12 protein-coding genes are annotated in these 12,389 nt (G+C 48.2%); 11 read left to right on the top strand and 1 reads right to left on the bottom strand.

Annotation, left to right across the window (positions count from 1 at the left end; translation table 11 throughout):
• The 7 genes from HKN88_02040 to lysM all read left to right on the top strand — a co-directional run.
• Positions 1-444 (top strand): guanylate kinase (locus HKN88_02040; protein NNC96832.1); only part of this gene is annotated, 444 nt, incomplete at its 5' end.
• A gap of 233 nt (positions 445-677) precedes the next feature.
• On the top strand, positions 678-968 hold the full coding sequence (gene rpoZ, locus HKN88_02035) for a DNA-directed RNA polymerase subunit omega (GenBank protein ID NNC96831.1): 291 nt from the start codon (positions 678-680) through the stop codon (positions 966-968).
• A gap of 7 nt (positions 969-975) precedes the next feature.
• Positions 976-3,126, top strand: coding sequence for a bifunctional (p)ppGpp synthetase/guanosine-3',5'-bis(diphosphate) 3'-pyrophosphohydrolase (locus HKN88_02030; GenBank protein ID NNC96830.1), 2,151 nt, complete (start codon positions 976-978; stop codon positions 3,124-3,126).
• A gap of 1 nt (position 3,127) precedes the next feature.
• Positions 3,128-5,224: an ATP-dependent DNA helicase RecG gene (gene recG, locus HKN88_02025; protein NNC96829.1), complete on the top strand. Its 2,097-nt coding sequence runs from the start codon at positions 3,128-3,130 to the stop codon at positions 5,222-5,224.
• Positions 5,225-5,233: 9 nt separating this feature from the next.
• A complete protein-coding gene (locus HKN88_02020) occupies positions 5,234-5,812 on the top strand; it encodes a chorismate lyase (GenBank protein ID NNC96828.1) in 579 nt (192 codons plus the stop codon).
• A gap of 44 nt (positions 5,813-5,856) precedes the next feature.
• Complete coding sequence (ubiA, locus tag HKN88_02015) at positions 5,857-6,744, top strand: 4-hydroxybenzoate octaprenyltransferase (protein NNC96827.1); 888 nt, start codon at positions 5,857-5,859, stop codon at positions 6,742-6,744.
• A gap of 137 nt (positions 6,745-6,881) precedes the next feature.
• Positions 6,882-7,376 carry a peptidoglycan-binding protein LysM gene (lysM, locus tag HKN88_02010; protein NNC96826.1) on the top strand — a complete coding sequence of 165 codons (495 nt, stop codon included), beginning with the start codon at positions 6,882-6,884 and terminating at the stop codon, positions 7,374-7,376.
• Positions 7,377-7,479: 103 nt separating this feature from the next.
• On the opposite strand, the gene HKN88_02005 is transcribed toward lysM, so the two are convergent.
• Positions 7,480-8,064, bottom strand: a complete 585-nt coding sequence (locus HKN88_02005; GenBank protein NNC96825.1) for a ComF family protein — start codon at positions 8,062-8,064, stop codon at positions 7,480-7,482.
• Between the two features lie 305 nt (positions 8,065-8,369).
• Here HKN88_02005 and HKN88_02000 point away from each other — a divergent pair, with 305 nt between their 5' ends.
• The 4 genes from HKN88_02000 to HKN88_01985 all read left to right on the top strand — a co-directional run bounded on the left by HKN88_02000 (position 8,370) and on the right by HKN88_01985 (position 12,379).
• On the top strand, positions 8,370-9,215 hold the full coding sequence (locus HKN88_02000; protein ID NNC96824.1) for a methyltransferase domain-containing protein: 846 nt from the start codon (positions 8,370-8,372) through the stop codon (positions 9,213-9,215).
• 193 nt (positions 9,216-9,408) lie between these two features.
• Positions 9,409-10,545, top strand: coding sequence for a cytochrome c oxidase subunit II (coxB, locus tag HKN88_01995; protein ID NNC96823.1), 1,137 nt, complete (start codon positions 9,409-9,411; stop codon positions 10,543-10,545).
• Between the two features lie 84 nt (positions 10,546-10,629).
• The gene (gene ctaD / locus HKN88_01990; protein ID NNC96822.1) at positions 10,630-12,228 is read left to right on the top strand and encodes a cytochrome c oxidase subunit I; all 1,599 of its coding nucleotides are present in this window, start codon (positions 10,630-10,632) and stop codon (positions 12,226-12,228) included.
• Between the two features lie 10 nt (positions 12,229-12,238).
• Entirely contained in the window at positions 12,239-12,379 is a 141-nt protein-coding gene (locus tag HKN88_01985; protein NNC96821.1) for a hypothetical protein, read from the top strand.
• Positions 12,380-12,389: the final 10 nt, after the last annotated feature.

Genomic DNA, 12,389 nt, shown 5'->3' with positions numbered 1-12,389 from the left:
TTAGAATACGCCGAAGTCTTCGACAATCTTTATGGCACCTCAAAGTCACAAGTACAAAAAGAACTGGACGCCGGCCAACACGTGCTTTTGGAGATCGACTGGCAAGGGGCACAACAGATTCGCCAAGCCTGGCCCGATTGTGTGAGTGTGTTCATATTGCCGCCCTCCTTGCCGGAACTGGAACGCCGTTTACGTACGCGTGCCACCGACAGCGAAAAAGTGATCCAAAGACGCTTGCGAGACGCTATCAGTGACATCGGCCATTGGCCCGAATTCGATCATGTGATCCTGAATGACAATCTGAAACAGGCTTTGCAAGACCTCAAACATGTGGTGGCTGGAATCAGCGAACAGACCCGCACCGACAACCCGGATCAGATTGATTTGATCCATCGCTGTGGCTTTAGCACAGCAGCCAGACTGGCGGATTCTGAAGAAGAATAATATTAACTAAATCGAATAAATCAGGAAATATTCCCTTTTTGTTGGATTTTTAGCTAAAATACGCTTAATTCTTCTGAATTTCCCTACTATTGGAACCCAAATAGATGACTTCACTTGAAGTTCATCGGGGCAAGTGTCCGCTAAACTGGGTGAATATGGCTGAAAGTTCGGACCTGGGTAAGACGATCCAGGGTCACATAAACTATTGAATTTGCAACATAGGACAAAAAATCATGGCTCGTATTACTGTTGAAGATAGCCTTAAAAATGTAGATAACATGTTTGAAATGGTCTTATTGGCTTCCAAACGTGCCCGCCAGATCGCCAATGGTTCCGAGCCAATGGTGCCGCGCGATAATGACAAACCCACCGTTATTGCCTTACGCGAGATCGCGGCCGGCGTTATCACCCACGAGATCATGGAAGAACGCGAAAAAGCCGTTCTGGACGAGCAAATTGCCGCCGAATTTGAAGAGCTGGAAGCGCAAGCCGCCACTGAAACGGAATTAATGGCTCAAGAGTAAGTGCAATATGGAGGCCGGTACATCCATTCTTGACCGCCTCCACCCTGGCAAGCGCGCCATCGGGATAGTCCAGCTGCTGGACAAGGTCAAAGCCTATCTTAATCCCGACGAGATCAAGCAAATCCAGAAAGCTTTTACCTTCGGGTTTAAAGCGCACGACGGACAAAAACGCAAAAGCGGCGTTCCCTACATTTCCCACCCGGTCGCGGTGGCCTCGATCCTGGCGGACATGGAGTTTGATCACCAAACCCTGATCGCTGCGATATTACACGACACCATCGAAGACACTGAAGTGGCCCGCGAAGACGTGGCCCTGGAATTTGGTGAATCGGTTGCCGCATTAGTGGACGGGGTCAGTAAACTCGATCAACTCGAATTTCGTTCCCGCGAAGAAGCACAAGCCGAAAGTTTCCGCAAACTTATGCTGGCCATGAGTAATGATGTCCGCGTTATTCTAATCAAACTCGCTGACCGCTTGCACAACATGCGCACCCTCGGCAGTTTGCCACAGGAAAAGAAACGCCGCATTGCACGTGAAACCCTGGATATTTATGCGCCTCTCGCGCATCGCCTGGGCATGCATGAAATTAAACAGGAACTGGAAAAGCTCGGACTCAAAGCGATGTACCCGGATCGTTATCGGGTCATTAAAGCCGAGATCCAAAAAACGGCCGGCAACCAAAAACAGGTTGTGCGCGATGTTTCCAAGAAATTAAAAAAACTAACCCAGGAAAATGGCATAGATGCCTTGATTGAAGGTCGCAATAAAGAGATCTATTCGATCTACAAAAAAATGCAGTCCCAACGCCTGCCACTGCGCGACATTGTGGATATTTTTGGCTTACGCATTGTGGTGCATAGCGTCGATGAGTGTTATCGCGTACTCGGAATTGTGCATACCCGCTATCGCCCGATGCTTGGCAAGTTCAAAGACTACATCGCCATTCCCAAACAGAACGGATACCAATCATTGCACACTACCGTGCTTGGTCCACGCGGCATGCCGATCGAGATCCAGATTCGCACAGTCGATATGCATCGTTTGGCCGAAGCCGGAATTGCCGCACACTGGCATTATAAAAATGCCGTCGCCGACAGTACCGCACCGCAAATTCGTGCACGTGAATGGATTGAGCATCTGATCGGCTTGAGTAAAGATGAGTCCGATTCAAAAGAATTCGTCGAAGATGTAAAAACCGACCTGTTCCCGGGCAAGGTTTTTGTGTTCACTCCCAAAGGCCGTATTATCCGTTTGGTGCGCTCCGCCACGCCGGTGGATTTTGCCTACGCCATACACACCGATATCGGGCATCGTTGCATCGGCGCCAAAGTCGACCGACGCATGGTGGCCTTAAGCACCAAACTGGAAAATGGCCAGACTGTAGAAATAGTGACCGACAAAAAATCAACTCCCAACCCGGCCTGGTTGAATTTTGTTGCCACGCCTAAAGCCCGTCATGCCATTCGTCAATACATTCGCTCCCTGACTGACACCGGCGCCGAGGACCTGGGTAAACGCATGCTCGACAGGGCCTTGCGTGCCATGGGCTCCAGCTTGAAAAAGATCAGTCGTGATCGCATCCAGGAACTCGCGAATGAATTTGATCTCACCCGCAAACGTGACCTGTTCCGTGAGATCGGACTGGGTCAACGTTTAGCGCCTCTGGTTGCCCAGCGACTCTTGCCCGAAGCCTCAGAAGAATCAGACAGCTCCTCGCAAGAATCATTAACGATTACCGGCACCGAAGGCTTGGTGGTTACCTATGGTAAGTGTTGTTACCCGATTCCCGGGGATGATGTCATCGGATATTTAACCGTGGGCCGCGGCATCGTGATCCACCGTGATACCTGTGGCAACCTGGTTGAATACCGCAACAAGCCATCACGCTGGCTGGAAGTGGAATGGGAAAATAATATTCAACAAAGCTTTCTGTGCGAGATAAAAATAACGACTGTTAACAAACCGGGTGTTTTGGCCATTATGTCGACTGTGATCTCGGACAATACTGCCAACATCGCTTCGGTGAGTGTGCAAACCAAAGACGATGACCTGAGCTTGTTGATATTCCAGATTTATGTAAAAAATACCGAACACCTCGCCAAGATCATTCATGACATGGAAACAATGGATGGCTTAATGCTGATCGAGCGCACCTAGCATCAGCGCGCAACAGAAAAAATCCGGGACTGACCTCGACCTCACACAATTAAACGGGGTAGGTCCGGCCATGCTCGAAAAACTTGAGTCTTATGGCATCCATGATCTGAAAGACCTGATATTCCATTTACCATTACGCTACGAAGATCGCACACGCACAGTTCCTATTGGCAGCTGTCTGCCGGGCCAGCGTGCTGTGATCGAAGCCGAGGTTGATCTCGCACAAACCGTATTTCGTGGACGCCGTTCCTTAACGGTCAAGATCAGTGATGGCAGCGGGCAAATGTCATTACGTTTTTTTCATTTCAGTAAACAACAACAAAGCCAGTTTGTTCAAGGGCAACGCATCCGCTGCTTTGGAGAAGTGCGGCGCAGTAAACAAGGTCTGGAAATGATCCATCCGGAGTATCGCCTGCTGCACAAAGACAGTGTCGAACCGGAACACGAACATTTAACCGCCATTTACCCAAGCACTGAAGGCATCGGACAAGGTCGTTGGCGATTATGGATGAAACAGGCCTTGGGCAAGATTCGCAGTCTGGAATTCCCGGAGTTATTGCCTGAAAAGATCTTGCAAAAAAATGATTTACCCGACCTGGTCTCTTGTCTGGAAATTTTGCATCACCCTGCTCCGGATACCCGCGTGGATGAATTGAACGACGGTAAACATCCAGCCATTCAACGTTTGGCTTTGGAAGAATTACTCGCCCACCAGATCAGCTTGCGTCAGGTACGCCTGGAACAAAAACGTGACAAGGCCCCGGGTCTTGTGGCAGATGAAAAAATAGTAAAACGCTTTCTCACCAATCTTGCCTTCGAACTAACTGGCGCTCAACAACGAGTGTACAAAGAAATACATAAGGACTTGCAACAAGGGCATCCTATGCTGCGTTTGTTACAAGGCGATGTGGGTTCCGGAAAAACTGTGGTGGCTGCCATGGCGTCTCTGGCCGCCATCAGTAATGGCTATCAAGTGGCCATCATGGCGCCAACCGAAATTCTGGCTGAACAACATTTGCAAAACTTTAAAGTCTGGCTTGAGCCATTGCAGATAAAAGTAGGTTGGCTAAGTGGCAGTAGCGGAGTAAAAGCCAGACGGGAATTGTTACATGATCTGGAAAAAGGCAACATCCAGGTTTTGGTTGGTACCCACGCACTGTTTCAGGAAGGCGTGGAATATCACAAACTCGGATTATGCATAATTGACGAACAACATCGCTTTGGCGTGCATCAGCGCCTGGCATTACGGGAAAAAGGCGATGTTGACAATTCTGGCATTCCGCATCAACTCATCATGACCGCCACTCCGATCCCGCGTACCCTGGCCATGAGTGCTTACGCCGATCTGGATGTTTCCGTTATTGATGAGTTGCCACCGGGACGCAAACCGGTTTCTACGGTGGTGATCGCGGAGGAACGGCGAGAGGAAGTTTTACAACGCATCAACGCTTATGTGGCGGACGGACGACAGGTCTATTGGGTGTGTCCTTTAGTTGAAGAATCCGAAAACCTGCAATGTCAGGCAGCCGAGATCACAGCTCAAACCCTGAGTGAAGTGTTCCCTGACTTAAGCATCGGTTTGGTGCATGGACGTTTGAAGAACAAACAAAAGGATCTGGTCATGCAGGCCTTTAAGCGCGGTGAAGTGGATCTTTTGGTGGCGACTACGGTGATCGAGGTTGGCGTGGATGTACCCAATGCCAACTTGATGGTGATCGAGAATGCCGAACGTCTGGGACTCTCGCAGCTACACCAATTACGCGGTCGCATTGGACGCGGGGCCGAGGCGGGGTATTGTGTGCTGTTATACAAGGCGCCTTTGTCCGATACCGCCAAACAACGTTTGCAGATCATGCGCAAAACCACTGACGGATTCAAAATTGCTGAAAAAGACCTGGAGATTCGCGGCCCCGGAGAATTACTCGGTACCCGTCAGACCGGACTCATGCGCCTACGCATTGCCGATCTGATGCGTGATGCTCACATGATCCCGGAACTGCATCAATACGCTGACGATATTCTGCAAAACCGTCCAAAACACGCTAAAGCTTTGATGCGACGCTGGTTAGGCGAACGCCTACGCTACGGCATGGTGTAAAATAGTCCCATGACGCAGATTTGGCACAACTCCAATTGGTCCGCACTCGCATACCTGCCCGAGCGGGCCAGAAGCATATTGCAATATTCCGGCTCACTTACCGAAGCGCTACAAAAACGTTTTGACAGTGATGACATAAAGATCAGCGTGGAAGACAGTCGCATCGAACGTGCTACACCGAAAATTAACCAATTACTCGATATTACCGACAATGAGATCCTGAAACGCATTGTGGTCATCAGCATTGGTCCCAAACCCTATATTTATGCCGAAACCTGTGCGCCGTGCTGGGCCACCGAAGAATTACCCTGGTTGGCCGATCTGGGCCATAGTGCCTTGGGGCAATATCTTTTTTCATTACCGAATGTCGAGCGCAGTGAATTCCGCTATGCCTTGCTTGACCTGAGTCAGCTGGAAGTTGATTTTATTTTTGAACAAGATATAACTTTGTGGGCGCGACGCTCACTGTTCCAGGTTCCGGGAAAAACCGTTGATAAAGTTCCTCTACTCGTCACCGAAGTGTTCATGCACCATGTTGCACCAAGTATTGTGTCAGAGAGTTTTTCCGGTGCTGAATATTATTGTTGAGACTCAGGTCAAGACACTCAAAAATTCCAAAAATATTATCTTCATTGTTTAGCTCCAAACTCAAAAACTATCTTCTCCTGATGCGTTTTGATAAACCCATCGGGATCTATCTTGTGTTGTGGCCGACGCTGTGGGGATTGTGGATTGCCGGAAACGGACACCCGGGTGTAAAACTGTTTTTTATTTTTGTCTTGGGTTGTGTGTTGATGCGTGCCGCGGGTTGTGTGATAAACGATTACGCCGACCGGGGTTTTGATAAACACGTTGATCGCACCAAAAACCGGCCGTTAACAGCGGGTAAGGTTTCCGAAACAGAGTCTTTGCTTCTGTTTGCAGTATTAAGTCTGACAGCATTCATTCTGGTTTTACAAACCAATAAGTTAACCATCCTGCTCTCGTTCGTGGCTCTGTTTCTCGCAATAATTTACCCTTTCACCAAACGATTTATTTCCCTGCCGCAGGCCTGGCTTGGGCTTGCTTTCGGCTGGGGTATTCCAATGGCTTTTGCGGCACAACTAGATTTGCACACAATTACTGAAATCCCTCGCGTCGCTTGGCAATTACTCATCGCCAATGTGTGTTGGGCCGTTGCCTATGACACCATGTACGCCATGGTGGACAGACAGGATGACCTCAAGATCGGGGTTAAATCCAGTGCCATTCTTTTTGGGCAATACGACAGGGTTATGATCGGGCTTATGCAAATTGGCATGTTGGTTCTATTGTTTAATGTCGCTGCTCATACACCCTTCCCTGTGCATAATGGTCTTTTGTTCAAATTGGGAATTGTGCTGGCCATCGGCTTTATGCTGTATCAACAATTTTTGATCAGGGAGCGTAACCCCCAAGCGTGTTTCAAGGCATTTTTAAATAATCACTGGGTTGGTATGAGCATCTTCTCCGGCATTGCCCTCGAATATATTCTTCAATAAGCCAAAATCATCATATTTAACAAAAATATTCACATTTCCAGACACGAATCCACTGTTTTATTTGCTATAGTGATTGATTCACCGGGCAAGCTTAAACTCCAATCTGCTTCCCATTCAACACACAACGGGAGAGAAAAATGTCCTTATTTGGTTTTGTAAAAGATATTGGTAATCGTGTTTTCAATAAAGACGAAGACGCGGCAGAAAAAATTCGTGACCATATCCAGGAAGCCGGTGTCGGTATCCGGAATTTTGAAGTGGTTTTTGATGATGGGATCGCACAACTCAAAGGCGAAGTAAACACTAAAGCCGACAAAGAAAAAGCCATCTTGTTGGCCGGCAATGTCGCCGGGGTAGCAGATGTAATGAGCCAGATAGTTGTTAAGCAGGATGCACCTGCTGGCGGTTCTGTTGCTGGGGCTGCCGGTTCTGCGGCTCCCGTGGACGCACCAGTTGGAAAGGAAGAAGAGACCGAATTTTATGTGGTTAAACCAGGCGACACCCTGGGCAAGATCGCTAAAGAATACTATGGTGATGCCATGCAGTATCCAAAGATCTTTGAAGCCAATAAAGAAGTCATTAAAGATCCGGACTTGATCTTTGTTGGTCAAAAAATTCGAATCCCTAAATAATTATCGATTATTTGATTATTGATTCGCAGTTTGTTTTGTAAAGCCCGCTTTTGCGGGCTTTTTTATATTTGATTTCAAGCAACTTTCGGGAATAAATCCAAACTCATTCCGCGCGAGCACAACACCACACATCTACACGTTTAACGCCCGCACTTATTAATGCTTTGCTTACAGCTTCTGCGGTTGCACCGGTAGTCATCACATCATCGATAAGCGCCACGAACTCCGGAATTTCGATCTTGTGATTCACCTGAAACGCTTTTTGTAAATTTTTTTGTCGCTGCTCTTGGCTTAACAAAGATTGCCGGGGCGTATGGCGCACACGATGTACAAGACCTGGCAATACCGGAACGGATAAATGCCGGCTTAAAGCATTGGCCAAGAGGTGCGCCTGATTATAGCCGCGTTGAAATTCGCGTATGGGATGTAGAGGCACTGGCAACAAAGCCTGGGGCAGACCATTTTTGTGAATGTTCTCATTATTAGCATAGGCATATTGCAGGTCTTGACTCATCAATGCAGCAAGCGTATCGGCGTAATCCAGTCGTCCATGATATTTTAAGCCTATTACCAGACGGTCTAGCGGATATGCATACACAAACGTCGCGATGGCTTTTTCCCAGGGCGGTGGATTTTGCTGGCAAGCACCACACAGCTCTTCGGAAATTTCATTGTCCTGTAACAACAAAGGAATGGAGCAAACTTTACAACAATGGATATTATGCAGAAACTGGTTGCTGCAGGGTTCACAAACGCTGGCGATGATCGTTTCACTACTATTTTTATAATTCCTTTGCTGCTGATCGACATTACAGATCAAACAGTTTTGTCGCAATAAATTTTGTAAAAACCCATGTGTACGCTTGCTTAGATTTTTATATGATTTCCTGAAGTGCATGCTGATAACATCCTGTTAATCACCAACAATGATTATAATGAAGCAAAACCGATAAAGTCAGCAACTCGAAAACTTTCAGATTAATCCTACAGCGCATGAGCACAATCACCCCACAAGCCATAGTCTCGCATTACGCTAGTTACGCTCCGCATTATTCGCGGCATGCGGAGCTGCAAAAAATTACGGCTCATGAACTACAGGAGCGGCTGGGCATAATCAATATTGAGATCAACAACATTCTGGACCTTGGTTGCGGACCCGGTTTTCTAAGCAAAAACCTGCAAAAGCGTTTCAAAACAGCAAAATTACATTTACTGGATCTGTCGCCAGACATGTTGGTTCTGGCAAAAAAACACAAGCCCTGGTTTAGAAAAATCGAACTTATTCAGGAAAACGCAAACTCAATGCCATTGGCAGATGATTGTATGGATCTGGTGATCTCGAACTTGATGTTGCAGCAAAACCCGGACCCGGATGCCGTTTTTGCGGAAGTGCAGCGGGTGACCCGTGAGAATGGCCTGTTTACTTTCACCACCCTGGGGCCGGACAGTTTCAAGGAATTACGCCAAGCCATGATTTCAGCCCATATAGATTTTCCAGAAGATGCTTTTGGACACTTGACGGATATGCACGACATTGGTGACGCCCTGGTTCGAAATGGACTGCGTGAACCGGTGCTGGATGTGGATCTCTTGAAATTGTCCTACGCGAATTTTTCCGATTTGTGGAAAGAGTTACTGATAACCGGCTGCGTACTGCAGGATATTTCAAATTCAGAAATGGATAAACTTGCCCAATCCTACCCGAGAGCCGGACATAGCGAGGATTATCAAGTCAGCATTGAAGTCGTGTATGCCCAAGCCTGGGCTGGTGATGGAAAATCTCGTGCACGCACGCCCGATGAAGTGCATATCCCGTTAAGTCGTATCCAGCGTCGCTAAATATTGTCAGTTTGATCAGGTAACACGCACAAGAATTAAGCAGACTTTAGTAAATACTTTTGTATTTTGAAAATCGGGAGCCATTTAACAAACATTTTGTAATTTTGCGACACATAAAATGTGAAAATCTGGGATAATATGTTGCTTTATTTAACACTTTCGCCATCCAGTGGCCAATTTTGGAGTTGCTTGCATGTCAAAGCGAATCTCGACGATTATTTATACAATTTTTGCCTGCCTGGGCACCTCCCTGTTTGCCGAGGAAGCGCCTAGCGAATGGGGCTTGAACATGCCGGTGGGCGTCACCGAAGTGAGCAAAGAAGTCTATGGACTGCACATGCTGATCTTTGTGATCTGCTGTGTCATCGGGGTCGTGGTCTTTGGTGCCATGATCTGGTCCATTATTCATCACCGCAAATCCAAAGGCGCGGTTGCCGCTCAATTTCATCACAGCACCAGTCTCGAGATCGCCTGGACTGCAATTCCGGTTCTAATTCTGTTTTTCATGGCCTATGTGGCGACCGGTCCATTGATCACCATCGAAGACACCACGGATGCAGACATCACCATTAAAGCCACCGGCTACCAGTGGAACTGGGGCTATGAATACCTGGACGAAGGATTTAGTTTCCGCAGCTATCTTGATGAAGACAGTAACGCTGCACGTCAGGTCGGCTCGGGCATTGACCCGAGAACCGTTGAGAATTACTTATTGAATGTGGATAACGCCATGGTTGTTCCGGTTGGCAAAAAAGTGCAAATGCTTTTGACCGGTGCAGACGTTATTCACGCCTGGTGGGTGCCGGAGCTTGGCGGTAAAAAAGACGCCATCCCGGGTTTTGTGAACGAATTATGGTTCCGCGCTGATGAGCCTGGTGTATACCGCGGCCAATGTGCCGAGCTTTGCGGTAAAGACCATGGCTTTATGCCGATCGTGGTTAAAGCCGTCTCGGACGATGAATACGCAGCTTGGGTAAAACAGCAGAAAGAAAGTGCCAGTTTTGAATACAAAGATTACGACATGGACACTCTAATGGCGGATGGCGAATCGTCTTATAACAAAGTTTGTGCCTCTTGCCACCAAATGAATGGAGCCGGTTTACCGGGCGCCTTCCCGGCCTTGTTGAAAGACTCTTTGGCCGTGGGCGATGTAAACGAGCATATCGACGTAATTATTAATGGCGTTGAAGGTACCGCAATGGCCTCTTTTGCCAGTTTGAATGATTACGAGATCGCTGCCATCGTCACGTATGAGCGTAATGCCTGGGGCAATGACACCGGCGACTTGGTGCAACCAGCCGACATCCGTGACCGTAAAGCCGCCAAGTAACAACAATTACAAATTTTATTTTTAACTTTTAAGAATCAAAGAAACGAAAACACCGCCAAGCGGACGATTTTTCAGGAGTAAGGAATGACTACAACAGTCGCCACACACGATACAAGCCACGACCACGCACACGACGATCACGGCCCGGCCAAAGGCATTCGTCGCTGGATCTACGCAACCAACCACAAAGACATCGGCAGCATGTATCTGATCTTTGCTTTCAGCATGTTCATTATCGGTGGTTTGATGGCGTTTGTGATCCGTGCCGAATTATTCCAGCCTGGCTTACAACTGGTCGATCCGCAATTCTTTAATTCCATGACCACCATGCATGCCTTATTCATGATCTTTGGTGGTGTGATGCCGGCCTTTACCGGTCTGGCCAACTGGATGGTGCCATTGCAAGTGGGCGCTCCCGACATGGCCTTGCCGCGTTTGAATAACTGGAGTTTCTGGCTCTTGCCTGCAGCGTTCCTGATCTTGTTCTCGACCTTGTTTATGGAAGGTGGCGCGCCGGCCGGTGGCTGGACCATGTATCCACCCCTGATGTTGCAAACCGGTGACGCCTTCCCGTTTGTGATCTTGTCGATCCACTTGATGGGTATCTCTTCCATCATGGGCGCGATGAACGTGATCGTGACCATTCTGAACATGCGAGCACCTGGCATGAGCTTGTTGAAAATGCCTTTGTTCTGCTGGACCTGGTTGATCACCGCTTACTTGTTGATCGCTGTTATGCCGGTCTTGGCTGGCGCGGTCACCATGTTGTTGACCGATCAGTTCTTTGGCACCAGCTTTTTCAATGCTGCAGGTGGCGGTGATCCGGTCATGTTCCAGCACATTTTCTGGTTCTTTGGTCATCCCGAGGTCTACATTCTGATCTTGCCGGCCTTCGGGGTGGTTTCAGAAATTATTCCGACCTTCTCACGAAAACCCTTGTTCGGCTATGAGGCCATGGTCTACGCGACCGCGGGAATTGCCTTCTTGTCCTTCATCGTCTGGGCGCATCACATGTTTACCGTGGGCATGCCATTATCAGGGCAGCTGTTTTTCATGTTCGCCACCATGTTGATCGCCGTGCCCACCGGGGTTAAGGTCTTTAACTGGGTTGCCACCATGTGGAAAGGCTCGATGAGTTTCGAGACCCCGATGCTGTTCGCACTGGCTTTTGTGTTCCTGTTTACGATTGGTGGTTTCTCCGGGTTGATGCTGGCCATCGTTCCCGCTGACTTCCAGTATCACGATTCGTATTTCGTGGTGGCGCATTTCCATTACGTACTGGTTCCGGGCGCCATATTCGGAATTATCGCCGGGGTTTATTACTGGCTACCAAAATGGACCGGAGTAATGTACAACACCAAGGCGGGAAAATGGCACTTCTGGATGTCTACAATTTTTGTCAACGTGACCTTCTTTCCGCAACATTTCCTCGGGCTGGCCGGCATGCCGCGTCGTATCCCGGATTACGCCACACAATTCACCAACTTTAATATGATCTCAAGTGTCGGTGCTTTTGCATTTGGACTGTCACAATTGATCTTCCTGTATGTGATCATTCAAGCCGTGCGTCAAAAAGGCGACAAAGTGTCTGCGCAGGTTTGGGATAACCCGGTTGGACTGGAGTGGACGGTTCCTTCACCGGCACCTTTCCACACCTTTGAAACCCCGCCACGTGTAGTGTAAATAACAGACAATGACATTGAATACGGACAAGCAAGCCAAAAAAGAGCAAGACCGCAAGAATATCGCGACTGCCCTTAAAGTCCTGGCCTTTGCCCTGACGGTATTTTTTGCTTTTATTTATTTAACCTGGAAAAGTAACAACGGCGCTTAAGGTCGCCAGC

The sequence above is a fragment of the Gammaproteobacteria bacterium genome (assembly GCA_013001575.1).
Taxonomy (GTDB): domain Bacteria; phylum Pseudomonadota; class Gammaproteobacteria; order Steroidobacterales; family JABDMI01; genus JABDMI01.
Note: the sequence above shows the minus strand (reverse complement) of the source record. Positions and strands in the feature narration are given on the sequence as shown.